The organism is Pseudomonas sp. Yb2C2 (assembly GCF_052112325.1).
Classification (GTDB): Bacteria; Pseudomonadota; Gammaproteobacteria; order Pseudomonadales; family Pseudomonadaceae; genus Aquipseudomonas; species Aquipseudomonas marginalis.
This window is the reverse complement of record NZ_JAVAJK010000020.1, coordinates 17,083-41,965: the sequence shown is the minus strand read 5'-3', so window position 1 is coordinate 41,965 and position 24,883 is coordinate 17,083. Positions and strand designations below refer to the sequence as shown.

Below are 24,883 nucleotides of genomic sequence, written 5' to 3'. Positions count from 1 at the left end.
GGGAGCATCTGCGGGGTCAAAACGTGGTACGTTCGGCTTCGCCTTGTGCCCTGTGAGATGTATTTAAATCGTTGAGCTGGCAACAGGGACTGACGCGCAGTGCGCAATCCTTCGCGTGGTTGCCTGAGTCGAGTCTGGGATGTTACGGACATTTAAAATTTTTCAATTTTTAAAACAATATTGTCCGAAGGAACCGGCGTAGCTTCGAATAATATTTTTGGTTCTTCTAGCAAATAGCCCTGGAGTTTTCCTTTCTTCCTAGGACCTTCCACCTGACAGACCCAAATATTTAAACCATTGCCGCGCTTCCTGTGGACCTTCAGTTTCTCAAACTGCTTCTGCACCCAACGCCATTCTTCAATCTCTTGGCAGGCACCCTGAGAGATACCGGGGAATTCTTGCGTATAGCGTTGAAAGAGACCGGGCGTGACCAGAAATACGCTCCCATTCACTGTGTGGATTTTAGCCTTGCTGTCGTTGATAATCAGCTTGTGGCTGAGAATGCCTTCCTTGATCCAATTCAGGAATGCCTGGCCTGGGTTATCCAATTGAAGCGTTGAAGTTTTGACGGCTCTTTCTGACAGCGCGTCATTGGCCTTTGGCTCTTCCAACTCGAACATATCCAGCAGCGTACCGAGGTAATCGGCATCCTCTAGCGCCGTGGGATCCGGCTGCGGTTGGCTTTGACCTGATCGTGCGCTGACTGTCTCGGGCGCTGGTGTTGGTATCTGGGTGTCAGTTGAGTGGTCATGGGCTGCAATGCTAACCGTTCCGCTGAAAGCCTCGGGCCGGTGTTCGTTTCCCCAAATCAGTGCTGGTTGAAGGCGCAGAAAGGTGAAACTCTGCTGCCAATTTCCCTTTGCCACAAGCGCGGTCCAGATGGCTTTACCTTCCGGGGTGGACTCGACCAGCCCATGCGATTGCAGCTCGTCGAACACCGCTAGGTTGGACGAAGGAATGCCTTCAATCGATTGCGACAGAAGATAGGCCCGCAGCTTGTCGGTGACTGTCTTGCTGACCAGCCAGAGTGCGTCGTGAGTCAACCAACCCGCGGCACCTGGTTGGTTGAGTTTCAGCTCGTGTTGAACCAGATGACGCAGTCCGCTAATCAAGTGATGTTGCAGCGAATGAATCGGCGCTTGCAGCGCCTTGCTCGGGTTACCACCGATGTTCTGTGCGGTGGAAACACGGTCGGCCTGCATCACCAACTCACCGAGCACGCCGGCACGTTCGTACTGGCCCGCAAGGACATACAGCAGACTGGCCCACAGTGGCGGAAATCCACTGAGCCAATCGAGGATTGGGCGGTCGAGAATCTGAGTATAGAGCAAGCCTGCGGCGGCACCGTGCAGGTGGTAGTCACGACCTTTGAGGTAACGAAAACGGTAGGGCTGATCCAGGGGACCCTGCCAAGGATGCCAAACCCGGCCATCCTGGCGTTCGACCTGCAGGTCCACGGCGATCTTGCCGATGTCATGCAGCAGGGCGCCATAGGCGATGCCGGCCGACCAGGCATCGGTCTGGGCGGCTTGGTCTTCGGGCGCGGCGCCGGTGGGAAGCAGATACGACTGACGCAGTTTCAAACTGCAAGCGACCAGCTCCAGGCCATGGTCGAGCATGCCGCCGAGATACGCATGGTGGTGTGTTTCGCTGGCCGGGAGTTGCTGGACCTGTTCGGCGTAACGATGTATAGGATTTAAATAGAGCTGGCTGAACTGCGCGTGGGAGAGGGCGGTGTACTGCCAAATCCGATCAAGCAACTGACAGCGGTGGTCCGCCGCTAACAGGCTGTGGGCCGACTCAACGGGTAGGTAGCCTTCGGCGACGTTGACGGTCGGTGGCGGAGGTGGCTTCTGCTTTTTGTGGCGAAACAGACTGAGCATCGTGACCCCCGGGAGGTGGCTGGGTCAGTGGCCTTTTAGCCTTTTCGGATAGAGCTCTTACCCTTGAGTCCCCATTCCCTTCCAACCCTTACCCGTCCTTTTTGGCTCGTGTCCCTTTGCGCGGCAATCGGGATATCGATACTGCTACACATCGTTTTGTTGGGGCTGGTACGAAAAAGAAAAGAGTCGGTACACTACGGTGCCTATTTTTGGGTCTTGCCATGAACCTTACTGACGCCACGCTCGTGCTGCTGCTCGCGGCACGTATCCATGGGACCGACGAAGCCGTCAGGGCTTCAGCGAAGAGCGTGGTCAAGAAGTTGCCGCGCAGTAAACGCGATCTGATCTACAAGGTGATCGACAGCCGGAGTCCGCTCGATCTGGTGGATTTTCTGGCGCAGAACCTGGATGCGGAATGACAGGTTGCGGGTGTGCGCCCATCCCTGACCCGTTGTATCAGAGCCTCGCGGCATGGGTTTTCTGGGTGTCAGAAAAAAGGGCCCAACTTGCGTTGGGCCCTGTGATGCGATTGCAGCGGTGAGATAACTTTCAAACTCCATCGTACATGCATCGTGAGTCATCCATTATCATTTGCTTCCGTTGCTGCTCCAGGTTGAGTACAAACTCCGAGGCGCTTCGGGCCTGACCACTGGCGCGAAAGATCGCGCGTTTGTCAGCCTTGAGCAGGCCGAGCCAGGAGTCGATGTAGCCCTCGTGCCGCAACTCCCCCTTTATACTGGCGTAGGCACATAAAAAAGCAGCGCCCATCTCGGCGATCAACTCCTCAAACGCGTAGCCTGGCGAGCCGAACGGACAGGCTGACGTCACGCCTTCGCGCTGCAACCGAGTGTGATGCCCGGTCCAGTGCGTCAGCTCGTGCAGTGCGGTGGCGTAGTACCCGCTTTCATCGTGAAATTGTGCCTTTGTCGGCAGTTGGATGAGATCCCTGATCGGGTGGTACAAGGCTTCGTCGGCAGGCCGATGAACGATGCGTGCACCTGAACTTAACAGCAGATTTTCCGCAGCGCTGTTGGGCTGGAAGGGACCACTCGGTTCCGTCTCGAGCAGGGTGTCATTGAGCATCCCGAGCCCTTCCGTTTGCTCGATGTTGAACAGAAAATGCGTCCTGAGAATACCGAAGTGAGCGACCTTGGGCTGACCATGTTCATCAAGTACGGGTTGGCCTGACTCGGTCTGTTCCTCGCGTTCCATCGGCTTGTAGAGCACCGCCAGGGCGCTGTGCTCACCCTTACGGATGTGCCCACCCGCTCTTTTGGCTTGATTGAAGGTCAGCCAACGATCTTGAGTGAACCCCTGCAACCTGGCCTCGGCCCAGAGCAGTGGTAAATTGATGCCCGAATACGGACGTCGCGTGATGGCGTTGACGGGGTAGAGTTGATGACTGATGCAAGTGGAACCACTTAAGGACCAGGGTTTGATCCAGGGTGCAACACCTTGGTCTAACGCAGTAACGATCTTGTCTGTCACGTCTTGGTAGATATCGCGCATGGCAATTTCCTCGAGAGAAAAAACGGAGGAACGCCTTGCCCGTCGGGGGAGGGTTCCCCGGTTGGGTGATGGGTTGGATTGATGCAGGTCTTGCATGCCGTCCGAATGTGGAGGTGGGCGCCGCCCATTGCGCTTAGCGCTGTTCTCCTGCAAGCGCGATCAGCAAGGCGCCAGGTTGACCCGGTTCTTGGAGTAAGCTCAGACTCAATTGCAGCAACGGGTCGTGGTCTAAGTGATCGGCTGGTTCAATATGCATTACCTCGAACAGCACGTAAGACTTATGTGGATAGGCCAGGTGGGCTTCGAAGGCTGCGCGCAACACGTGGCTCAACCGATCGACCTGCAGCTTCTCAGCATGATCGGATTGCTCGAGCAGTACAGCACGTTGCCACGCGCCAGGTGTGAACACGATGGGTAACCGAAGGGTGTTCAGTATTTCCGGTGTAAGTGAGTCGGGCATGGTATGTCTCCGTTGAAAACTCGAAGAAACCTGTCCCGCGCGGGGAAAGATTTCCCTGCAGTGGGTTGAAGAAAAACAAGAAGCTTGCCTGGCGAGCGAAGCCCGGAAGGCACTTAGATGAGGAGTAGGCGTTCATCACCGCGGCAACGGTCACCGTGCGAGCCACCGAACGCTAATCGCACTTGAGAAGAACCATCATCGAAGTGACGTAGCCTTGAAGGTTCTGGCTACCTGGGAAAGTGCTGTCGATAACAGCGATCCGTACCTTGTATTTAATCGTACGATTTATCTGGGTCAATCACTGTAGAGACGCTGGTTCACGGGACTTGTCTTCTGGCTTCCAGTGAGGATTTTTCGACCGGGGAAACTGATATACGGTCAGGCATGGGCCGTTTTCGGTAGTAGGCTATTCCTCAAGGCTCAACCATGAAAACGCTCAGAAGAGGGCGAGACCATGCCGACTCAACAACCTGTTCAGAATTCACGTGCCCACCGCTGGGCGTATGTCTGTGGTCTGTCGGTGAAGCGTGGTTACCTTAGGTTGAAAAATTTTGAATCCCACGTGGTTGAGCGTGCGGAGGCCGCAGGTGCGCCCGCAAGTAAATTTCTTGTTCGCGGGAGTTTTCTGACTGCCAAGCTCGCTCTGTTCGGAGCATTTCTTTTTGTCAGCTTCTGGTTGTTTATGCTGATGTGCACAATTGTCGTATTAGCAGCTATCCCATTTCAGGGTTCAGACGCTCCAGGTAGTGACGATCTCGACGATCCAATGCATAGACCGTCTCGGCCTGAGCGTTACGATAAATGGGGTTCTCTGAAGTAGGCTATTGGTTATTTTGAGCTCTATTTACGCGAAACAATTCTTGCACCGCTCATCAACTGAGAGGTCCCGTTAGAGCTAGCTGTATGTGCTGCGTGGGTTCCCCTGGTGAGCATTCCTTCTACGCCTGAACCTACGCTATATCCGGCCCAACTCATTGCCCCGAGAAACAGCATCGGTAGCACGATGAACATCGCCCCCATCACATACTCGATCACCTGCGCGGTGACAGTCCCATCCATGAAGCCGGATGTGGGCAGCGACAACAGTACCTGATTGGAAGCCGAAACTTGGTTGTACAGCGTATCGAGCATACTGGAGTCGACCCAGCGCGCCAGTTCCCACCAGAAGCTCAGCATGTGTAAGGTGAACAGCGCGAACGTCACCGTCATGACGGTCTTCAGCTGGTAGGTACTGACCAGCAGGATCAACGGCAAGCTGATGATGACGCCCATGATCAGGAACGCCTGCACCATCGGCAGGGCGGCGCGTAGCGCATTCATTGCGGGAAAATTACTGAAGGAACCCAGTGCCAATCCAGTATTGGTGGCCAGGTTATTGAGACCCTGATTGATCGAACCTCCACGAGCGCTGGAGCCGTAGTCCTGATACACCTGTCCAGGCGACATGGACATCGATTGCTGGCGCGGGCTGACCAGCTCTCGCAGGGTGGCATCTTCGATCTCGTTGCTCGAACGGCCAGTCAACCAACCTTTCAACTGAGTCAGCAGCGAAGGATCGACCTGCTCGATCAAGCGCTCGCGTAGCCCAACACCACTGTCGCTCCACCACTGCTTGCAGGTGGGGTAGCCCGCGCCATTCTCCAACCGCGGCAAGGAAGCATCGCGGTTGTCGTCATACGGCCAGTTGACGCGCGGTGTACGTGAGCGATCGGTGTCGTAGTAGCCCGGAGTGTCGAGAAAATAGCTTGAGCCGATCCAGGACGCGTCGTGACTTTGTGCCTTGTCCAACTGCGGACGGTTGGTGAACAGCCGAGAGCGGGAATAGCCATAACAATCGCGGGTGAAGTCGGCGACTTCCTGCAGCAGGACCTGATTGTCGATGCGTGAGCTGTCGATTTCCATGCGCATTTGTCGGATATCCGGTGCGCAAGGGATGGAGGCGGTGGCCGCCGCAGTCACGCCTTTGCTCAAGGCATGCACCAGAAACCACCAGATCGGCACATTGGCAGAGCGTTCGCCAATGGTATTGAAGGTCGTCCCCCAGGCGGTTTCTGCTGGTTTGGCCACACTCACGCCGCAGCGCTGACTCGCCGCATCATCGAACGTCATTGACGAGAGGCTCAACGGAAAGACCGGCGCGCAGCCGAACAACACGACGATGTAGGCCAGCCACAACCGGTTCTCGATCCGCGGTACCGAGAGCAGTCCCTTGTTGCCTTCATCCGCGCCTTGCTGACGGGCAGACAACCATTCCTGCAAGATGATTGCACCAAAGGGCGCGGCGAATAGCCCGGTGTCGGACAGGACACTCCAAAGGCCGTTGTTGATGATCCAGGCGAGCAGAGAGAGGTAAAACTCGAGGTAGCTGTTTGTGCTCATGAGCATGGTGGTGACCTCACAGTCGGGTGAGTTCGACGCAGGTAAAGAGCACGAGCCCTAATGTCCCTATGCGTTTCACGCGCAGTCGATCCTGTGGTCGATGTCGGTAGCGCCGAAGCAGGTCCCACCAGAGCGCAAATAGGGCAGCGTAGAGCAGGGCGCGCCACCACTGCAGGTAAGGTCGTGCGGATTCGAATGCCTGCTGCCAGACTTCGAAACTACCCAGCGCAGCGCGGCCGATCCAGGCGACCAGTGCGGCGGTCAGGATCATCACTGTGGCAATCCCCAGACCTGAAAGCAGAGTGAATAGCGGTGAGCGTTTCATGGCTCACTTGCGCCTGGCGTCAGCATCATTAAGTCGACCTGGCTCAGGGTCGCCTTGCTCGACGATGCGCGAAGCGTCGGCGCCACCAGCATGCCGGTCGAGCACCAAGCTGGCGGTATTGGTCGTCAGCATCTGCCTGACCTGCATCTCGGTCTGCAGCAGGCGTATTTCGCGCTCCAAAGCGTCGATGTTTTTCGTCAAGGCGGTCTGGGCCGGCTCGGCGGAGGCGATGTTCGGTTCGTGACTGCCTGCCAGTAGTGTGCGCAGTAGCAGCAGTGCCTTGTCCAGGACGCTGGACAGGGCCGTCTCACTAGCCAGGCGTCGCGCCAGCAGATCCTGATCGGGGTCGTCGCGCAGGGCTTCGATCACACCACGGCTCACCGGCAGCATCGGGCTGGAGGCTTTCGCCAAGTTGTCAGGGATAGGGGGAAGAGAGCCAGACAACAGCCCTTGCAAGGCCTTAAGGCGCTCGTTATAGGCCTCCTGGATCAGCGGCGTCAGTCCACTGCCTGCGGTCGCACGCAGGGTTTCGCAGCTATCGCAGGTCGCGACTTCGCTCTCCCCCAACACTCGAACGGCCCATTCGGATTCCTCCTGCGGTGAGGCCCAGGTCTGACAAATGGCCCCACCCAGGCAATCATTGTTACTGACTGAGGTACTGTCAGTAACCGACCGGTTATGCAGCAGGTTATAGCCCGCGCGCACCACGTCGGCGGTCACCCGAATGGGCGTTTGCCCATCACCTCCGGCCTTTGAACCGCCGACCCAGGCCACTCCATTGTTGCCGTTATGGGCCTCGGTGTTTTGCACCGCGGCCACCGCATCACCGCCGGTTTGCTCCAGGTTGCCTTGCATTTCTTGGTTCTTGGCCAGCGCGCCCCAGCCGGCTTGACCGACCTTGTCCGCCATCTTTTCGGCCATGGCCTGGCAGGTCAGCTTGGAGCGGTCGAAGTCGATGCGCCCCTGCATCACCCCGTTACTTAGCAACTCATAGAGACCTGGATTGGCGCGCTGTATGATCAAGGCCGGCAGCGACATCACCGCTTGGGTCGCGTTCTGCACGATGCTGCCCATGATTTGCTGGAAACCTTCGGTGACGCCGTTCAGTTGGTTTTGCAGGGTGTTGGTGAGGCTCATGTTTCCGCACATCATGTTCGCTCGCCAAGAACCACCGACACCGAGACCACTGGGTCGGTAGAGCGAACTCGGTGAGCCGACTGCCGAGCCGCCACCAATGGTGTACATCACGCGGTCATCGAGCACTTCACCTTGAGTTCCCAGGCGGTAATCGCCTTCGGCGGCGTGGGCATGTGTGGCCATGGCAAACAGTCCACAGAACAACAGACTCATCGCGCCCAAGGATGGTCGTGCGAGAAGCCGACTCATGAAGCACCTCCTTCGAAGTCGATACTGAACAGAAAGGTCTGTCCCTCACGTTTGCAGCAGCTATAGGGACGCCAAAGCGACCAGGCGTAGCCGCCATCCGCGCTCTGGACTGGATTGCTGGGGAAGGTGGCGCACGTGGGCTGAATTTGGGGGGAGAGCAATTGCCATTTGTGGGTCGAAGCGTCGTTTTCGACGATCGGGCCAGGTGGCCAGTAGCCGTCGCGTTTGGCTGGTGTGAGTGGTAAGTACACATGCGGTTGCCAGTTTCGGGTAACCACATCACCGGCCCGTTGTGCCATGACTGCGGCTGCCTTGAAATCGTCGGGCTGTACCAGAAATCCCTGCCGGGGATAAACGTTGCCCCACATGTTTCCTAAGACTTGACTGCCGACTTCGCGGACCCCAGGCACAAGTGACTCGGGGTAGAAATTTTCCGGGATGCCATGTCGCCAGGCCAGTGAGTCCAGGGTACTCAGGTAGTAAGGTATGAATGCTGTTGCACCGCTGGCGCAGGCATAGCCGGATTGCGAAGCCAGTTGCGTTGCGATCCAGCCGCCGGGGTGGCCGATGCCATCGACGTTCTTGAAGCGGGTCAGGTTGTCGCGGTGGGTGTTCGGGGTGACCAGGTTGCCGCCACCTTCCGAACCGCTGATGGGAGAGGAGAGGGTGGCCATCTCGGTCCATGGGTTATTGCCCGTGGTGGTGTAGCTTGAGACCACCAGTTCAGGAATGAAATGACGAACCTTGGTCGAGGTTTTGATTGTGCAGCCGAATGGCGTGCAGAGCAGCCAGAAGCAAATGCCGACGACCCTGTATTCGAGACAGTCTGGCGAAAGCACGGAGGACGTGATGCTTCCGGTGTCCAGCGCCACGCTTGGGCCGCATGCCAGCAGGATGCTCAGCGCCAAGGGGCGTAGCCTTGCGGGCGATATTGACGAATAGACGGCAGTCATAATCCAGGCTCAATATGTATGGCCTGGGCAGAATCGGTGAGGGACTGGAGATTGTCAGCGGAAATTATGAAGGCCAATCTATCGGCTTTGTGATACGTAAGACTATTATTTGACGTGAAGGGAGCTACGCAGTACCTCGGGTTCCACAAGTAACTGATCTGCGGTAATTTCGAAAACGCTCGCGAGCTTAAAAAGAACTAACAACGACGGATTGCCCGTGCATCGTTCAATTTGACTGACGTAGGTGCGATCGACCTCGGCCATGAGCGCGAGCTGCTCTTGGGAAAGGTTTTTCACGCGCCGCATCAAGCGGATATTTTCCGCCAGTTGCAGACGCAGCTGTTCGTAGTCGTGAGTCATGCGCGCAAATTGCGCCTTGAGGGATTCTCAATCCACGGGATATAGTCTGCATTAAGGCTGATCTATGCCATTTGAAGGCTTATGGCTGTTAGCGAGCGCTTAAAAGTTTTCGAAGCTGGACTTTGCGTCTGAAAATAAATCAGAAATCTAGGTGTGTATGGACGAAAACTACGTTTCAATTCCAGCGGCGGATGGTTGTCCAAGTCTTCTGACTCCGTGGGGTAGCGAATTTTCCTCAATGATTGAGCGTGGCGTGCAATGCGCGCAGGCCTGGCTTGATGCACCTGGCGAAATTCCACTGTGGTGGGAGCTGGCGCAAACACGCAAGACTCTTCCTGTCGGTGACTGCCAGGATGCCTTCGAAGCCGGATTTTTGTTGAGGATTCAGCAGCGTCTCCGAGGTGTACGGAAATAAACGTTATTCGCTTTAGAGCGCTGAATAGATTTACCTATACAGGGTCTATTCCTCGCGCTCTATCGATTCGCTCCGCTACTCGATATGCCGCTTCCAGCTCAGAGCAGCCAGTGTTTTGCATCAGTGTCCAGCGCTCGGCTTTCTCCTCTGGCTCAGTCATGGCCAGGGCGAGATAAAGACTAGGCGGCACGGCCCGAAACAGTGTTTCGAGTTTCTTCGATAGCACCACTCCTTCGGTGTATTTTCCCGGCTCCTTGCTGGCGGAGAGCAGCAAGGCTTTCTGTGCCGGCGTGAGTTTCTTGAACCGCGCGATTTCCTCAATCTCCGCGGGCGGCATATTCAAGCAAATCCACCATTCGATCATGTTGAGCATGGTCTGCGCAGCCGTGGGAAAGTCTGCAAGGTTTTGCGTGGCGAGCCAGAACCAAGCGCCGAGCTTGCGCCACATCTTCGTGCCCTTGACCACGAAAGGCGCCAGCAGCGGGTTCCTGGTAATGATATGGCCTTCGTCGGTGACCATGATGATCGGTCGGCCCAAGTACTGGTCGCGTTCGGCGAGGTTGTTTACGGTGTTCATCAGGCTGATGTAGCTAATGGACATCTGAGCCTCATAGCCTTCGCGAGCGTAAGTGGCGAGATCAACGATGGTCACATCGCTCTCCGGCCACGGAGTGCCTTCACGGTCGAAGAGCTCACCCTCGAAGCCCTGGCAAAAGAGATCGATGGACTCGCCCATTTCCTGTGCACGTTCGCGACGCTTTTCCGGTAAGCGCGAGTCTGTGGCGACGCGCAGTAAAGCGTTGCGCACATCACGGGTCAGTACCTGACGGTTCGTTGCGACACAGATTTGCGCCGCATCGAGAATACACTCGCGAATCAAGCTGCGATCGGCTCGACTCAGACGTGCCTCTTCCTTGGCCTCACCGCCGGTGATCATCAAGCGAGCAGTGATTTCTAACTCGCCGAGCACATCGCGCTGGTCCTCGCGACTGGCTACTGCTTCATCGTCCCACTCATCAGCCGACAGACTTGCCACTTGGTCCGGTTGCTCGACCAGGCGCCAGGCATCGGCGAAAGGGGCGAGGCTGACCGGGGCGCCAGGTTTCAATTGGACCTTGTTGACCAACAGGCCCTGTGTCGCGAAGTAGTCGCCCTGCAGGCCAAACGAGTTGCCGGCCTCAACGATAAACAGGCGAGGGCGGTATATGGCCATGATCTGCATCAACAAGGTGACTAGGGTCGCCGACTTGCCGGCGCCGGTGGGGCCGAATAACAGCAGATGGCCGTTCATTGCCCTGTCTAAACGTGACAACGGATCAAAGCTCAGACGCGAACCACCACGATTAAACAGCGTGATACCCGGGTGGCCGGTGCCAATGCTGCGGCCCCAGACTGGAACGAGGTTTGCCAGGTGTTGGGCGAACATCAGGCGTGTGTACCAGTTACGTGTGTCGCGGGCTGGGTTATAAACCATCGGTAACCAACGCAGGTAGCTGTTGCAGGCGGCGACTTCATCGCCCTCACGCACCGGTTGTAGCCCCGCACCCAGCAGCGCGTTCGTCAGGCCGACTGAGCGTTGGTGCAATTGCTGTTCATCGCGACCGCGCACGTAAAATGCCAGGGTGCCGCGATACAGCTTGTGCCGTCGGCCAATGATCGCACGAGCCTCTTCAACATCCTGACGGGCCTGAGTCGAAGCCAAGTTTTCACCAATGGCTTTGCGTGCCAGGCGGTTCAACTGATCTTCGAGTACATCTTGTGGTTTGACCACCAGGGTCAGACTCATCACCGTGCCTTCGGGCAGCTGGTCGAACAGCGCATTCACCGCGTCTCCCTTGCGGATTTCGCCAGTGAGTTGACCAATCAATGGCGCCCGGCGCAGCTTGTCCACCACCATGACCCGGTGGGGCTGACCATCAAAAAACCAGAGTCCATGCTGCACTTCCGAATGCGGTTCGTTGAAGAACAGGCGTTCGGTAAAGTCATGATCGAAGGGCAGCTCCAGCGATTCGCCTTCGCCGGACTCCGGATAGGCCACGCGGCGGTAGAAATCTTCGGGCGATTCATCTGTGAGCTTGGGCGCTGGATTGAACCAGGGCAATAACCAAGCATACAAACCTCGGCCATCAACTAGCGTCGATTGCACCCCGCACGTCTGCAACGAAACAGCGACACGTTCGCAAGTTTGTTGCAGCGATTGCACTGGGGTGAGTCCCGTTTCCTCACCATCGGACTCAAGCCAGCGATAGATGACCAGTCGCACCCGGCGGTTGTTTCCGCGCCAAGGCAGTCGTGTGACTGCCTTGTCCTCAAATAGGCCGCCAGGCTTGGCGATGGCTTTCAAATGTCGGTGAATAAGCTCCTGGTACGCTTCGGTGAAGACCGTGCCTCGGGCGCTGTCCTGAATATAATCCGTGAGCCGGGTCAGATACGGGGTGAAGTCGTTGTCGTCCTGGCAGAAAAACTGCGCCACCCAAGGCGCTTGATCCAGCTCATCAAAGCTATCCTGCAGGGCATCTTCGAGGGCATCGCGGGCTGCCATTAGCCAATCGGGTTCGCGCCCTTCGGTGCCTATGGGCAGTAGCTCGAAAACCGCACCCACAGAGCGATTGTCATCTAGTAGAAAACACTGCTCGGTTTCGAGGTATTCGACCCACGGCAGGTGATCGGTGAAGCTGGGATTGTGCGCATAGAGCGCAGCTTCATCGGCCAGTGTGGCGCGGGGGCGCAGTGGGTTGCGCCAGTCTTTCCATGCAGACGTGCGGTTGCCCGTATCGTCGCTACACATTACAGATCTTCCTGACGTTCACCCGGCAGTGCGTACTGCACCCGTTGGTAGAATGGAAAGACGGTCGAGTACCCCGGTACTGGTGCCTGCTCGGTACCACTCAGGTGCGGATACACGTACATCACCAAATCAGGGTTGGGCAGGCGAGGGAACAGGTTGCGAATTTCATTCGCTGCTGTACGCGTATACGGTTCCTGGAGCGCAGCGGAGAGATCTGTTTGAGTCAAGGGGCGACGCAACTGTTGCCGAGCATCCAACAGTTGCTGTTGAGTACCCTGTGAGCCGGCGCCGTTCCAGATGTCCAGCATGGTTTGCTCGCCATGCGGCAAAAGTGTGTCCTTGTCGGTGGAACACCCCGTCAGGACCCAGCAGAGGAAGCTAATCCAGATGAGATAGAGAGGTAGGATCTTTTTCATGGCGAACGCTCCGGCCTCTAGGCTCGTAGTCGATGGTGATCTCATGGTCGAGGTGAAGGGCGACCAGTGCTGCCGGTGGTACGTACACGGCAGCAAAGGCTTCGCCATACAGTTTGTTGACCCACTCTCGAATGTCGCTGGCCCCACCACTGAGAATTGAGGTCAGTGCGCTATTACCACTGTTGTTAGTGACCCCGAAGGCACTGCCGCCCGAACTGATGACGCTGCTGTTGTTCTGTTCATTCCCGAGCAGGGCGGCGACGCCAGCACCGGCGGCAGTGATCAGAGTCTGACTGCCCAAGTACTGCTGAGCATTCGAGCGACGCTCGCCGGCAATGCAAGGAATGCCATACGGATCGGAGAGGTAACCGAGTCCACCGCGGATCTTGTCGGTGTTTGAGCTCTGGGTGGTGGAGGCATTGCGGCTGGGGACCGTCTTTGGCTGAGGCACCGTGCGGATGGTGCCGTCCGTAAACACAAAGGTGATCGACTCGACCTGTCCGCGTACGCAAGACAAGGTCCAGTCACCGGAGGCTGTGCCGCTCATCACGGCCCCAGCGACGTCCGGCAGGTCGATGCCGTTGGCCGTTAGGTTCTTGGGGCCGACCAGCACCTTGAAGGGATAGGGATCATTCACGGTTCCGTCCACAGGGACTCGGCCGATCAGCGCGGTCATGGCGACCGAGCCCATCAATGTCGCATTTTCGGGAATGGTGTAGACCGGCTGCGCACCTTCGGTACGATCACCGGATCGCGTCAGGTCACGCTCACCCTTGGTGACCTCGCGTAACTGCTTTTGGCTGCGGTCGATGGCATTGTCCTTCAAACCCTCGATCGAGTTGAAGGCATTAGGCAGACTCGGTGCGGAAGAGGTCTTGGTTTTGCCTCGGGTTTCGGTGGAGGGAGCATCCGAGGGTTCAATCCACTGCAGCGCATCGTTGGCAGAATGCCGCCCTTCGAACTGGTCCCCATCGCCCGGTTCAAGCCCCAGTCCGATCGGCATATCCTTACCTTTGCCGGCCAGCCCCGACAACTGCTCCTGCAATTGCGTTAGTAGACCGCGAGCCTGACGAGTGTCTTGTTCTGCTTTGAGTCGGGCCTCGTTGGCTTGTCGACGGCCTTCGTCGACCTGCTGGGTCACGCTGCCAAGCGCCGTCTGAATACGCGAATCAACACTGTTTTCCCGCTCGCGCAGGCGGTTGTTCTCCGTCTGCAGTGAATCATTGTGTTTCTTCAAACCGAGCATGTCGCTGCGCATGGCCTTCACTTGGCCTACCAAGGTGGCGACCGTGTCGCGTGGGGTATCGCCCGCAATGCCGAGCGACTTGGCTTGCTCGGCAGATAATTGAATATCGCCCTGATCAACTGGGTGCGCTGGAGAGGGCGTACTGCCTCCCGCGACCCAGCTTTTCATGATGATCAGCACCACGCCCAGCAGCGCAGCCGGTACCAGCCATTTGAGCAAGGCGTTAGCCTTCATCGTCAGTACCTCGCGCAACGGGCGGAAGCATCACGGCGTGTTCGAGGCCGGCACCGCGCGTGATGAGGTAGGCAATCGTGGTGTCTTCCGCACTGCCGACCGGCCCGAGGAAAGCATGCTGGAAGGTCGCGGCGAACAGTTTTGCCTGAAGCTGACGCGGATCTAGTTGCACCGTCGCTGTACCTCGATTGCGCAACTTCACGGCCGTCACCCAATAGTCACCGAGCCGCCAGGAGGCGATGGGTGTGCTGAAAACGTTTTCGCTCGGCAGCAGGGTCGGCAGTTCGGTACGCAGCTTGAGCGGGACGCGGCGTACGCCGGGCAGGGACTCCACGGTGCGCAGCGGACCGTACAGGCTTTGCGCGGCGTAGCGCGTCAACGCGGCCGGGATCGGCGTACGTTCTGGAACAGGGACGGTGCTCGATTCAGACTCGATAGCTTGCACCGGAGTATTCTTGAGAATACGCACGGGCTCCAGCGGTTGGTCGCCAGGCGTGGCCGCTATATCCAGGAGGATGATCTCGCCCGTCTTGACCGATTGCAGTTGCAGTCGTGTCGGCGCAATGGCTTCCGACGCGCGCAGGTACAGCGTGCCTCCGGTTGATTGCACGCGTAGTTTATCCTTCAGAGTGGAAGGCACGCCCACACGAATAGCTTCATCGACAAAGACCACTCGTTCCTGATTGATCACCAGTGGAACCGCGAGTGGTAGGCGTTCCCAGTGCATCAGTTCGACGGCCTGCGCTGCAGCGCCCGACAGCATCAGTGTGAGGGTAAGTCCCAGGGTCGAAATCCGCTTCATGGCTCACCTCCAGGCAGGGAGATTTTTTGCGGCGTACCCTGATAGCAATCCAGTGCAAGGCCCCACTTATTGCGTTCGGGGTCCAGATCGAAACGTACCACCCGTAACGGATAACGCACGACTACCCGTTTCACCGGTTCGGCGGCGTAATACTCATCAGCGTTGAGGTCGAGTGTGACCAGCCAGCTGTCGCGGTCGAGTTGCTTGACCCTGAGTTCCGGATCCTCGCTGTAGCCTCGGCCCAGAATTTCGTAGACGCCACGCACTCGCTGGCGCAGTTCACCGGCGGCCTTGCGATACTCGTAGTCGCCGTCGAGGAAGGCCTTGCAGGCGGGTGTCAGGTAGGACTGCAAGCCGTAGATGGCGCGGCGATAATCCTGCTCGCCATCCGAGGGCCAGCGGTTCAGTTGGCCAAAGATGTACAAGGCAAAGGCATACACATTCTCTGGGGGAACATCCCACCACTTGCGCGTGCTGCCCGCGCGCAGATCAGGGGGGACATGCACGGTCAGATCGGTCGGTGCTGAGCGCCAGCCATACCATAGTCCGGCGCTTAGTAGAGCGAGCATCACTATCGCCAGACGCAGGCTGAAGATATGGGCCTGTTGGGCATCGACCTTGTTTCGAAATCGACTCATGGCTGCCACCGGGACAGGGCGGGGCGAAGTCGACGCGAACGGCGAACTGTCCAGGCGCCAGAGTGGAGAATCAAACTTCCACGCCCCAGGCGCCAACGGCTGGCGAGTATCCATTCGAGCTTGCGGTACAACCAGGTCTCGGGACGAGCCCGTTTGGCCCGACGCAGTAGCGTGCCCCCGACCAATAACACCACTGTCATGCCTGCGATCATGCTGGTCGGCGCCACGGCAATCGAGGCGGTGACGATCGCCATAGGAATGCCCACCAGCAGGCCAATGACGGCGCCGGTGCCTAGGGCCACCCACATTTCATCATTGGTTAAACCGCGCAATACGGCTGGATCTCGATTGAGTCGCTCTGGCAGAAAGACTAAAGTGCCGTCGGCAAGACGTTCGATAGTGTCGTTCATGCCAACCTCACAGAATCGCGGCAGCTTTGGTGAGAAACCAGATGATGATCACTACCAACAGGGCGCCGATACCAACTACCGCGCCGAGGTCTTTCCAGGTCTTGCGCTGGTTTTGGACATCGGCGAATACGGTCAGGGAATGCCAGGCCACGCCGAGAAACGCGAGCAGGGCAATCAGTAGACCGAGTAAAATACCGCCGTCGTAGGCGTAGTTTTTGATCGTATCGATCAATCCGGACCCTTCGCCTCGGGAAGGCGCCTCCATGGTCGGTAGTTCGGCAAAAGCTAGGCCTGGACCAAGGACCAGCAGCAGACCGATCAAGCGTTGGCTTGTACGATCACGCAGGTTGTTTTTGAGAGGGGCAAGGCACTTGAGCATGATGGCGATCTCCGATTTTTAGGACAGGGTGAAGAACATCAAAATCAGCAAGGTGAGCAGTACGCGCGCAGTACTGCCGCCAAAGGCACCAAAGCGCACGCTTCCTGTCGCCCAGCCCCGGTAAGCGGTCCACATCACCCAGGCACACCACAGCAAAGCCAGGACGAGAACCAAGGACAGCCACAGTGTCGAGCTGCTCTGTGCCGAGAAGCCGGAAGCGTTTTCAAAGGCGGCGGTCTGGGCGTCAGTCATGCTCATGGCGAGGACTCTGCGGATGGTGTGTCGAGAAGGTATTCTCCGACCAACTTAGTGGAGTCGCGAGGTTGAGCGCGGGAGGGGGAGAGATAGTCCTGCACACCCTGGCGGATGCGTTGGATGTCTTCAGTTAGGCGGGGATAGTCAAAGCGGTAACGTTCGAATGATTCAGTCGGGCTAGCTATCTTGGCTCGTGTCGCAAGATGCTCGATAGTATCGAGTTGCTGCAAAATCAGACTCAACTGATCCTGCTCATGAGCAGATGCGGCATAGCTGCCACTATTGAACGAGATCAGTACGAGTAGACAACAGATTCGGCAAAGTACAGTCGGCATGTGGATAGCCCATTTGGTTATTGGGTCTAGCATCCAACTGACGGCTAGGGCTTAGCAGTAAAAAAAATGAAACACGCTGCGTCATTTTATTTCGATACAGGCGCTGACTACGTAGCGAGCTTGGATACCGCGTCGAGGGTTAGAAAACTTGGATAGAAAGGGACGCAGTCGGACCACTGAGTGATCTAGATTTCTCATGAAAAGCGATTAAGCGCCGTTAACGTCTGATTCTGCTTAAAAAATTTTTAGCAGGGCGCGGAGCGCGAACAAGATCAGTACGTAGAGTGAGTGCAGAGAGTGAATATCCAACAAGCAATTCGGCGGTATCGTCTTCGACAGGGCATGGGTTTATCCTTGATTTTCTTTGGTGCGCTATTTTATTTGGTTTCATCGTTGAAATCTTTGCACCATCAAGCGGCGAAACTTGCTGAGTCACCTCTTTTTGGCCATTTGGGTGGACTGATGCAAAATCTGGTAGCCGACATCTACCAAATCACATCGCCCTATATCGGTTTTGTATGGAGCAACGCGCCTACCCTCAGTCAGGAAAACCCACTCAGCTATGGGAATTTGCTGTTTCTCGGTTTGCTGGGTGTGATGATTGTTGGAAAGCAATTGCTTCTTTCTGCTAGACAGCTCAATGGGCGTGTTCAGGTCCAGCTTGAGCGTCTTGAGGAAGCCCAGTGGCGCAGCTCGATGCAGAGTGGGGCCGTAACCCAAGTCAACGCAAACCACATCGGCCAAATCAATTTTTACCAGCAAGCAATGCCGCCATCTCCTTCCAGTGATTGGTGGCAGCGGCCGTGGGGTATTGTTGGTTTGTCTATAATCGGCGGTTATGTTGTAGCGGTGTTGGCTAAGCTGACCGGGATGGTTTAGCACTCCAGCAGTACGTTCTATCAAAGATATTTTTTGAACGTTGCCGAGGTGATAGCGGTTGCTATGCCGAGCATCACCGCGCAAGGTAAAAAAATCGCCATCGGATTGAGCGAAAACGGTAGGGATAGGTAAATAATCCAGGGCACGCTCAGCAGTGGTAATACTGCTCGCTTAGCACGGTGATAAACAAAGCTGCTTTCTTGCCCAGCGCCAAATTTGCGCAGATCACGGCGCATTAACCCATCAACAAAGCCAGTGAGCATGCTCAGTAAGAACAGCGGCGTGGATAAGAGCAGAATGGTCAGACGCACTACAAAGGTAAAAGTAACGTACACAGCGGCCAGCACGAAATCTTCAATACTCACGTAGAGCTGATTGGTCCAGTGCCAGAACCCGTTTCCCTGGCTCGACACCCGGGCCTGACTAGCAAAGTCCGCAAATCCAGTTTTGACCAAAAGCCACTGGGTGAGGAGATCCAGTACCTGGACGATCATCTGCCCGGGTTGGTGGAGAATGAGTGAAGATTTGAAGTGGTCGCTAAGCCAGCCCAGTTCGTTGATCAGCATGCCTTGGCTGTGTCTCCAGCCTTGATCCTCCCAGAAGAAGATCACACCTGCCCACTCGATCAAGATCGAGAACAGCAATGAGGCAATTAACAAGCAGATAATGCGCAGAGCTAAGCCTATCGCCGAGATGATCAATCCCGGGCGCTGGATCGGTTGTGGCGGCGTGTTCCGAACGGAAGTCGCCATTGTTCACTCCATTGGGCTTTGCATTTGGTATCGTCACGAAACCTTCTGAATAGCTTGCTGCTGCATCGACTCCTGTGGTGAGGCCGGGCTAGCCCACCTGATCCAAATCGAAGTTTGTAGTCGGGCCGCCACCGCTTGCACTCCACCATTGACCCGCCTGCTCGTTGTAAGCCGCCCGCATCATCTGGGTGAGCTCCTGCAGGTCCTTGGGCATGGCATCGTCGTTGGAGGGTTTTGGCAACGGCATGCGGACTTTCCATAGCTGGCCCCCGGCCTGGAAGGAGAACATTTGCCCCTTGGGCAAACTGACGATGTGAGCAGGCTCGATCAGCGGCACGCTGGTGCTGCTGACACGGTCCTGTGAGGACGAGGTGAAGTCCGTGTTGGCCTCCGGATCGGAGGTGTCGGTCGCGCCCGAGACCAGGGTCTTGGTCAGCACATTAACCTTGGGCAACTGCTGGGTGAGCAGTTCCGCGGTCGCGGTTTCGCGCACCCGCAGCATCTGTAGGGTGTTGAAATTGCCGACCACCTGGCCGGCCTTGGCGCGGTTGCCTATCCGTGCTTCAATATCGCTGAGGGTTTGGGTGTAGGCGGTTACCTGGATACCGGCACCGCCCCCCTTGTTGATCAGCGGTATGAACTCATCGCCCATCAACTCGTTGAACTCATCGGCATGCAGGTTGATTGGCAGTTTGTCACCAGCGTTGCCAGATTGAGGCAGCCCATGGTCAATGCCATGTTTGTAGATATGTCCCGCGACCGAGACTAAGTCGGCGAACATTGAATTGCCCACGGCGGCGGCCACTTCGGCATCAGTCAGCGCATCCAGGCCAACGTAGACGATGCCGCGTTTTCTGATGATCTGCATCCAGTCGAAGATCGGCCGCGGGTCATCCAGGTCGGTGTAGTTGGGAGCCAGTAACTGGGCGGTCTTGCCGGTGGTGAGTTTCTCCAGTAGCGGCAGCAGCGAGGCCACGATTTTGTCGAAGTAAGTGCGGTCGTAGCGTACCGCTGAACGCAGTCCGTCCATTACCGGATCAAATACACGCTTCACCGCCAGGTATTGCTCGATGGCCACCACCCGCTTTTCGCGTCCTATCATATGCCGCGGAATGTTCTTCTCGGTGAGCTTGCCTTCGAGCTGGACGATCACCTCCCAGGCCTTCGGGTCGGTCTTGGCGAAAAACTGCTGGGCGTATTCGATGAACAGCGCATCGATGTTGACCACATGCCGCTGAATCTGCAGATAGTCCGGGCGTCGGCCCAACTCGATCAGCGCCCGTGCGATGATGTTGACGAAACGCCAGGCGAATTCACGGAAGGCCGCTGAATTACCTTCGCCACTGAGTTGCCCGGCGATGCGTGACGCCACTTCCGAAATGCGTCCAAAACGTCCCACCGCGTTGTAGCGCGCGGAGATCTCCGGCCAGCCTAGGTGGAAAACATAAAACTCCTTGTCTCGACCGGCACGTTTGGCCTCGACATACATTCGTTTGAGCAAGTCAGCGTCGCCCTTCGGATCGAAGACGATGACGACCTCGTGTTCAATGCGATGAATATCTTGGGTGATGTACACCTCGGCGAGTCGAGTCTTGCCGACGCGGGTCGTGCCCAGCACTAGGGTGTGACCGACCCGTTCGCCCAGTGGCAGACTGACTTCCATTTCATCGGGCTCGACCCCATGCAGCAGTGGCGAGCCTCCTACCGGTGGTAAAGGGCGCAACGGATTGAAGGCACTGTCCCAGGCGGTGACACGGGACAATATCGAGAGCGGAAACGGTGCATGCTCAAGGGACCGTTCGAGACCACGGGCCATGCGATAGCGTGTCGGTTGGTCGACATAATGGGCGACCGCTGGGTCCTGAGCCTCGACCAAGCGCTGGGTATGCAGGCGGGTCCAGCGAAATCCGCGCCCCATGAACAGACGCTTACAACTGACCGGAATCTGCCGACTGCTCAGCTCGTAGCGGGATAGCCGACGGATATTGCCCCGATAGCGCAACACCTCCCAGGCTTGTCGCAGGCGTATCAGGCCGAATAGGGTATAGGCCAGCGCCGCAACCAGCCCGATCTCGGGTGACAGGGCCACAGCCCAGGGCGAGTACACGCACAACACCGCGGCGGCGATGCAGATCGCTACGGTGTACAACTCCACCGCCGGCCGGAGCTTGGACTCCATCGCATGTTCGGCCATGACCTGGACTCATTGTTCCAATGAGGTGGCGGTGATCAAGACGGGGTAGTGCTCGATCTGCAAGCGGGTGGCGATGTCGTTACCGTTGACCGGCAGGATGGTGATGCCCGGGGCGGCTGCTCGAATCCGGATCAAAGCTTCGGCATCGGTTACTTCAACCGCTAGACCAGCCGCGCCCATTTCCTGCAATTCAGTCGCGCGGTTACGCAACCAAGCCAGTGAGTGGGTATCTTCACCCACCAGGAAAAATGGCCGTAATCCCGGCATGTTTAAGGCGCGAGACTTGATTTGGCCGGGGCTCAAGTGGGAGCTGCGAACGGGTAATGTCCAGGTTTCATCGGCAAACGCGGACAAGTCCGCATGCTTGGCTCGACCAGGTTGGATATTGTTGTTTATGGGCGGCCTGGCACCTTGAAGATGGAGACGGGTGAAGCCGCCAAACTGGTCCTCTGCAACGGATTGTTTCGACTGGGCGAAAGTAGCCAAGAGAAGGGAGAAGTAATAGGCAATAGGAATTCGTTTCATGGTGGTGTGCCTTGTTCAGCGGAAGCCTGTAGCCGTGCGAGTTGCCGGGAGAATCCATCGCGGTAGCGCGCGGCGGGTAAACCTCCCGCAGGGCGGTGATAACGCCCTGCGGCTGAAACCCAGTCACCGGTGACGGCGTGATGCTCTTGCAGCAGGGCGGCAGTCACAGCTAGATTGCGGTAGGGTTCGAGAGCTTCGCAGGGACTGGAAAAACGTTGTCCGTGATAACCCAGGTTGGTTTGCCCAAGTCCGGCATCGACCCGTTTAGCGTCATATTGTGTGAGCGCCTGGAGCAAGGCTTGACATGCGGCCTGGCGAGTGGCGAAACGGTAGGGTGTTCCGGCGATATTCAGGGTCCAAGGCCACGGCAGCAGTCGACCACGGACGCGAATACCGCTCTCCTGTAAGGCAATCGCGAACAACACCCTAGAAGGGATGTTGGCGTCATGCGCCGCCAGTTGATAAGCCGGAGGCGGAAGTTCGTTAGCCCGAACCGTGTGCACCGTCAGCAGGAGCGCAATAGCAATCAATCGAGACGTTGCCATTGTCCATTCACCTGTTGAAATGTGGTGGGCAATGGCCCCGGAGCCCCCAGACTGAACCATCGACCACGGTCATGGTTCAGGGTGATCTGCCGGCGTTGAACCTTGGCCAGATCAATTTCCGCTTGCCGAGCCCAACTGCGGACGCGTTCATCCTCGCCTTGGCTGCCCACCAGGTAGATATCGAACGCCGTGTCACTGTTCTGCAAACGTTGTGCTTCAGCGGTGCATGCAGGGCAGTGGTCCTCTACAAACAGGGCTGTGCGCGGGGCGACTGATGAGCTGGTAGGGGAAGAAGATGCCATGCCCTGGATCGGTAGCTGCCCAGGAAACAGCTTGGTCCAGGCCGCGGTGTAAGCGTTTTGGTAGGCCAATTCACGCTCGGCGCGTTTGGCTTCCAGTGCTACCTGTAATTCAGCATAGCGCTGGCGCTCTTGGTCGGTCTGGGCCTCAACCCCTAGGGCGGTCAAGGGATCTAGATTCGGGCTCCAGAAACCACGTGGGCCGGCTTGGATCTGTTCGAAGCGCGTCCACTCCTGCTCCGTCAGACCCCAGCTTGCAGCCTGTTCAGAGTGCGAGCGTCCCTGCGGAGTGGATTGTGTGTCCTGGATCCGTGACCGTGTCGTGGCAGGGGTGCCCATCGCAGCGCCTATGGCCAGTAGCGACGCGAGACAAGCGACGGGGAGTAGTTGCGCTCTGTTCATGATCGCTTCTCAAGGGAGTTGCACGGTCTGGTCTGGCTGAGCGGCCACCGAGAAGATGGCTGAGTGCGGCTCAAGCACTTTCAGGTGCCAGGCTCCGAACTGCTCGCCGGCATGCAGCAGCCGAACATCCATGAGAGAGCTACTGTCATGAGGTGCGACTGCCAAAAAGCGCTCACCTCCGCGGGACTCGACACCCAACACCGAGAACGGTGGCGATAGCGGAACGGGTTTTGGGGGCGCCGTCTTTTTCGGCTTGTTCGCGGAAGGGGTTGGCAGTAGGAGGGATGGCTGAATCTTGAGCTCAAGGAGCTGCTGTTCGACGTGCTCAAAACGTCCGCGTAGAGCTGTCAGTTCTTTCACGGTGGCGCGGTCTGCCAGACCGTCGCGCATCTCCTGTATTTCTTGTGCCCATTGATCCAACATCGGATCGAGGGTATTGGCCTGTTGCTCACCGGTATCGACCATCTGCTTCAGGTCTTTCAGCGCGTACTGTAGTTTCTCCTGTGCGTCCTTGAGCGCGCTTAAATCACGTTGCAAGGTGTCCAAAGTTTGTAGGCCCTGGGTGTTCGTACTCTGTAGCTCGGCCATGCGCTGATACTGGTTAAAAAAAACGCCGCTCAGCCCGGCGACTGCTAGGCAAAGTAAGCCAACAATGATGGTTTGAAACGTCGAGGCTTTCATGGACGTGCCTCCGCCTGATGGGACGAGTCTGGTGCAGTCCGCACGATGCCGACATCAGCTTTCTGCTGTTCGAAGCAGACCGAACGGCTGACCTCATCGGTCGTGAGTTGCCAGGCGGAGCCCGCCAGTACTTGTAGTGCGCTGCGTAACGGAATCGGGCCGAGCTGGTAATGGGCTGCAGGCAGAGGCCGAGTGAAAAGTGTCTTTACTGGTTCGGTGGTAGGGCAGAGCGAATAACCCGAGCGCTGCAGCACGTAGTGCATCGCCTCCTGTACCGAGGGATTAAGGTTGGACGGTATGTTCACATCAATGATTTGAGCGAGAAGATCACGTTGCTCCGTGGTGGGCTCTGTGCTCACCAGCGTATAGCGACCATAATGGATCTCCGCCGGATGGCTTGCTTCGGCCGGGCTCCTTGATAATTGGGTCCGATTGGAGCCACTGTCGATCTCTGGATTAGTCGGCAATGGGGTGGGGATTTGCGCGCTGCAGGCACTCAAAAGACCCAGCAGGCAGACAGGCGTAAAAAACGCTCCATGAAAAAAACCTCATGTCAGATTCAGTGCAGAACTTGACATGAGGTGAAGGCGCGATTCAGTGAGAAATCTGATTCAAGGTGGGTCGTCTTAACGCTGAACACATTGCTATTCATCGAAAATGGCGAGCCCAGCCACGGCGGCAGCGTCGGGGTCGAAAATCAACAAGCGCACATCCGCCAATGCCGCTAGATAGAGTACGTTGACCAAGGCTGCCGGCGTACCGGCATCGAGTTGTTCTTGCCTCAGCGATGAGTAAGGACAGCCCTCGATTTCCTCCAGGTTATCGTCGGTCCAGGGCGTGCCGATCAGCTTACATCCGACGCCATTGCAGTCCGTCAGGACAAAGGGTTCGAACAGCAGTCCGGTTGGGCTAGAGTCGAAATAGCCCGCCCGGTGTTCCAAGTAGCGCAATGCTTCTTCAGGGAGGTGTGCGGTACTGATCTCCCAAGCTCGGCTGTAGTGTCCAGTCTCGAAACTCAAGCGATGGACCACGGACTTGGCTTCTTTCAAGGAGTCAAAGTCCGCGACGTGGCACTGCTCGTTGAACACTTCGCCTATTACGGCATAGACCACCAGGTGCACCAGTCCGTTGGATGGGCAGCAACCATCCAATTCATTCAGAATGGATTGACCTTCGCTGATCAAGGCGAAATCATCATTGAAGATGCAGGGGACCAGTTGCAACGTATCGTCGTGCAGATGCGCCTGGGAGTCGTGCATAGGCCGAAAGCAGGGAGGACAACCGTCCTCATAGGCGATCATTAACAGCCGTTCGATATAAAGTTTGTCGTAGCCGCGAGTAAATGGATTTGAGGCGATCAGCAGGTCGGGGGCTTGGTGTGTGGGGTTCATGACGGTGCTCCAGAATGAAAATGAATAAGGCGCCCGTAGGCG

At 57.1% G+C, this 24,883-nt stretch carries 29 protein-coding genes; 4 read left to right on the top strand and 25 right to left on the bottom strand.

Translation table 11 applies throughout. The annotated features are described in order from the left end of the window. Positions 1-152 precede the first annotated feature (152 nt). Positions 153-1,883, bottom strand: a complete 1,731-nt coding sequence (gene mobH, locus Q8X51_RS24345) for a MobH family relaxase (protein ID WP_407694498.1) — start codon at positions 1,881-1,883, stop codon at positions 153-155. 221 nt (positions 1,884-2,104) lie between these two features. On the opposite strand from mobH, the gene Q8X51_RS24340 reads away from it, so the two are divergent. Further along, positions 2,105-2,302 (top strand): DUF7740 domain-containing protein, encoded by a 198-nt coding sequence (locus Q8X51_RS24340; protein ID WP_096143053.1) that lies wholly within the window; start codon positions 2,105-2,107, stop codon positions 2,300-2,302. Between the two features lie 130 nt (positions 2,303-2,432). Here the strand turns inward: Q8X51_RS24340 and Q8X51_RS24335 are convergent, their stop codons facing one another. Together Q8X51_RS24335 and Q8X51_RS24330 are read right to left on the bottom strand one after the other, a co-directional pair. Further along, entirely contained in the window at positions 2,433-3,392 is a 960-nt protein-coding gene (locus tag Q8X51_RS24335; RefSeq protein ID WP_407694497.1) for an ArdC family protein, read from the bottom strand. Positions 3,393-3,525: 133 nt separating this feature from the next. Beyond that, the gene (locus Q8X51_RS24330) at positions 3,526-3,852 is read right to left on the bottom strand and encodes a hypothetical protein (protein WP_073162545.1); all 327 of its coding nucleotides are present in this window, start codon (positions 3,850-3,852) and stop codon (positions 3,526-3,528) included. Between the two features lie 454 nt (positions 3,853-4,306). On the opposite strand from Q8X51_RS24330, the gene Q8X51_RS24325 reads away from it, so the two are divergent. After that, positions 4,307-4,672, top strand: coding sequence for a DUF3742 family protein (locus Q8X51_RS24325; protein WP_407694496.1), 366 nt, complete (start codon positions 4,307-4,309; stop codon positions 4,670-4,672). A 20-nt stretch (positions 4,673-4,692) separates the two neighbouring features. Here the strand turns inward: Q8X51_RS24325 and Q8X51_RS24320 are convergent, their stop codons facing one another. From Q8X51_RS24320 to Q8X51_RS24300, 5 genes are all read right to left on the bottom strand, one after another. Then, positions 4,693-6,237, bottom strand: a complete 1,545-nt coding sequence (locus Q8X51_RS24320) for a conjugal transfer protein TraG N-terminal domain-containing protein (protein WP_407694495.1) — start codon at positions 6,235-6,237, stop codon at positions 4,693-4,695. A 10-nt stretch (positions 6,238-6,247) separates the two neighbouring features. Then, a complete protein-coding gene (locus Q8X51_RS24315) occupies positions 6,248-6,556 on the bottom strand; it encodes a hypothetical protein (protein ID WP_145338241.1) in 309 nt (102 codons plus the stop codon). 3 nt (positions 6,557-6,559) lie between these two features. Beyond that, positions 6,560-7,942, bottom strand: coding sequence for an integrating conjugative element protein (locus tag Q8X51_RS24310; protein WP_407694494.1), 1,383 nt, complete (start codon positions 7,940-7,942; stop codon positions 6,560-6,562). After that, positions 7,939-8,895 (bottom strand): TIGR03756 family integrating conjugative element protein, encoded by a 957-nt coding sequence (locus Q8X51_RS24305; protein WP_407694493.1) that lies wholly within the window; start codon positions 8,893-8,895, stop codon positions 7,939-7,941. The genes Q8X51_RS24310 and Q8X51_RS24305 overlap by 4 nt, the downstream gene beginning before the upstream one ends. 105 nt (positions 8,896-9,000) lie before the next feature. Then, positions 9,001-9,255 carry a helix-turn-helix domain-containing protein gene (locus Q8X51_RS24300; RefSeq protein ID WP_046035953.1) on the bottom strand — a complete coding sequence of 85 codons (255 nt, stop codon included), beginning with the start codon at positions 9,253-9,255 and terminating at the stop codon, positions 9,001-9,003. Positions 9,256-9,412: 157 nt separating this feature from the next. Between Q8X51_RS24300 and Q8X51_RS24295 the strand changes: the two genes are divergently transcribed. Continuing rightward, entirely contained in the window at positions 9,413-9,670 is a 258-nt protein-coding gene (locus Q8X51_RS24295) for a LasR-specific antiactivator QslA (RefSeq protein ID WP_093122985.1), read from the top strand. Positions 9,671-9,704: 34 nt separating this feature from the next. Here the strand turns inward: Q8X51_RS24295 and Q8X51_RS24290 are convergent, their stop codons facing one another. The 9 genes from Q8X51_RS24290 to Q8X51_RS24250 are packed head-to-tail and all read right to left on the bottom strand — an operon-like array spanning position 9,705 to position 17,173. After that, complete coding sequence (locus Q8X51_RS24290) at positions 9,705-12,458, bottom strand: conjugative transfer ATPase (protein WP_407694492.1); 2,754 nt, start codon at positions 12,456-12,458, stop codon at positions 9,705-9,707. Next, complete coding sequence (locus Q8X51_RS24285) at positions 12,458-12,874, bottom strand: TIGR03751 family conjugal transfer lipoprotein (RefSeq protein ID WP_407694491.1); 417 nt, start codon at positions 12,872-12,874, stop codon at positions 12,458-12,460. Before Q8X51_RS24285 ends, Q8X51_RS24290 begins: the two co-directional genes overlap by 1 nt. Continuing rightward, the gene (locus Q8X51_RS24280) at positions 12,837-14,354 is read right to left on the bottom strand and encodes a TIGR03752 family integrating conjugative element protein (protein WP_407694490.1); all 1,518 of its coding nucleotides are present in this window, start codon (positions 14,352-14,354) and stop codon (positions 12,837-12,839) included. The genes Q8X51_RS24285 and Q8X51_RS24280 overlap by 38 nt, the downstream gene beginning before the upstream one ends. Then, positions 14,344-15,156, bottom strand: a complete 813-nt coding sequence (locus Q8X51_RS24275) for a TIGR03749 family integrating conjugative element protein (RefSeq protein ID WP_407694489.1) — start codon at positions 15,154-15,156, stop codon at positions 14,344-14,346. The genes Q8X51_RS24280 and Q8X51_RS24275 overlap by 11 nt, the downstream gene beginning before the upstream one ends. Next, positions 15,153-15,794 carry a PFL_4703 family integrating conjugative element protein gene (locus Q8X51_RS24270; protein WP_332846584.1) on the bottom strand — a complete coding sequence of 214 codons (642 nt, stop codon included), beginning with the start codon at positions 15,792-15,794 and terminating at the stop codon, positions 15,153-15,155. Before Q8X51_RS24270 ends, Q8X51_RS24275 begins: the two co-directional genes overlap by 4 nt. Further along, the gene (locus tag Q8X51_RS24265; protein WP_339542907.1) at positions 15,791-16,204 is read right to left on the bottom strand and encodes a TIGR03750 family conjugal transfer protein; all 414 of its coding nucleotides are present in this window, start codon (positions 16,202-16,204) and stop codon (positions 15,791-15,793) included. Before Q8X51_RS24265 ends, Q8X51_RS24270 begins: the two co-directional genes overlap by 4 nt. A gap of 7 nt (positions 16,205-16,211) precedes the next feature. Further along, on the bottom strand, positions 16,212-16,583 hold the full coding sequence (locus Q8X51_RS24260; RefSeq protein WP_017529812.1) for a TIGR03745 family integrating conjugative element membrane protein: 372 nt from the start codon (positions 16,581-16,583) through the stop codon (positions 16,212-16,214). Positions 16,584-16,601: 18 nt separating this feature from the next. Then, positions 16,602-16,841, bottom strand: coding sequence for a TIGR03758 family integrating conjugative element protein (locus tag Q8X51_RS24255; protein ID WP_407694488.1), 240 nt, complete (start codon positions 16,839-16,841; stop codon positions 16,602-16,604). Continuing rightward, positions 16,838-17,173: an integrative conjugative element protein, RAQPRD family gene (locus Q8X51_RS24250; RefSeq protein WP_407694487.1), complete on the bottom strand. Its 336-nt coding sequence runs from the start codon at positions 17,171-17,173 to the stop codon at positions 16,838-16,840. Before Q8X51_RS24250 ends, Q8X51_RS24255 begins: the two co-directional genes overlap by 4 nt. Before the next feature lie 297 nt (positions 17,174-17,470). On the opposite strand from Q8X51_RS24250, the gene Q8X51_RS24245 reads away from it, so the two are divergent. After that, positions 17,471-18,052 carry a hypothetical protein gene (locus Q8X51_RS24245; RefSeq protein ID WP_407694486.1) on the top strand — a complete coding sequence of 194 codons (582 nt, stop codon included), beginning with the start codon at positions 17,471-17,473 and terminating at the stop codon, positions 18,050-18,052. 20 nt (positions 18,053-18,072) lie between these two features. Here Q8X51_RS24245 and Q8X51_RS24240 read toward each other — a convergent pair whose 3' ends face one another. From Q8X51_RS24240 to Q8X51_RS24205, 8 genes are all read right to left on the bottom strand, one after another. Then, positions 18,073-18,804: a TIGR03747 family integrating conjugative element membrane protein gene (locus tag Q8X51_RS24240; RefSeq protein WP_407694485.1), complete on the bottom strand. Its 732-nt coding sequence runs from the start codon at positions 18,802-18,804 to the stop codon at positions 18,073-18,075. Between the two features lie 88 nt (positions 18,805-18,892). Next, positions 18,893-20,998, bottom strand: coding sequence for a type IV conjugative transfer system coupling protein TraD (gene traD, locus Q8X51_RS24235; RefSeq protein ID WP_407694484.1), 2,106 nt, complete (start codon positions 20,996-20,998; stop codon positions 18,893-18,895). 9 nt (positions 20,999-21,007) lie between these two features. Next, on the bottom strand, positions 21,008-21,523 hold the full coding sequence (locus Q8X51_RS24230) for an integrating conjugative element protein (protein WP_407694483.1): 516 nt from the start codon (positions 21,521-21,523) through the stop codon (positions 21,008-21,010). Further along, on the bottom strand, positions 21,520-22,068 hold the full coding sequence (locus Q8X51_RS24225) for a lytic transglycosylase (protein WP_407694482.1): 549 nt from the start codon (positions 22,066-22,068) through the stop codon (positions 21,520-21,522). Before Q8X51_RS24225 ends, Q8X51_RS24230 begins: the two co-directional genes overlap by 4 nt. Next, positions 22,050-22,769: a TIGR03759 family integrating conjugative element protein gene (locus Q8X51_RS24220; protein ID WP_407694481.1), complete on the bottom strand. Its 720-nt coding sequence runs from the start codon at positions 22,767-22,769 to the stop codon at positions 22,050-22,052. The genes Q8X51_RS24225 and Q8X51_RS24220 overlap by 19 nt, the downstream gene beginning before the upstream one ends. Positions 22,770-22,778: 9 nt before the next feature. Beyond that, positions 22,779-23,450, bottom strand: a complete 672-nt coding sequence (locus Q8X51_RS24215; RefSeq protein ID WP_407694480.1) for a chemotaxis protein — start codon at positions 23,448-23,450, stop codon at positions 22,779-22,781. After that, positions 23,447-23,962 carry a PFGI-1 class ICE element type IV pilus protein PilL2 gene (gene pilL2, locus Q8X51_RS24210; protein WP_407694980.1) on the bottom strand — a complete coding sequence of 172 codons (516 nt, stop codon included), beginning with the start codon at positions 23,960-23,962 and terminating at the stop codon, positions 23,447-23,449. The genes Q8X51_RS24215 and pilL2 overlap by 4 nt, the downstream gene beginning before the upstream one ends. A gap of 132 nt (positions 23,963-24,094) precedes the next feature. Then, positions 24,095-24,841, bottom strand: a complete 747-nt coding sequence (locus tag Q8X51_RS24205; RefSeq protein ID WP_407694478.1) for a DUF5983 family protein — start codon at positions 24,839-24,841, stop codon at positions 24,095-24,097. Between the last annotated feature and the right edge of the window lie 42 nt (positions 24,842-24,883).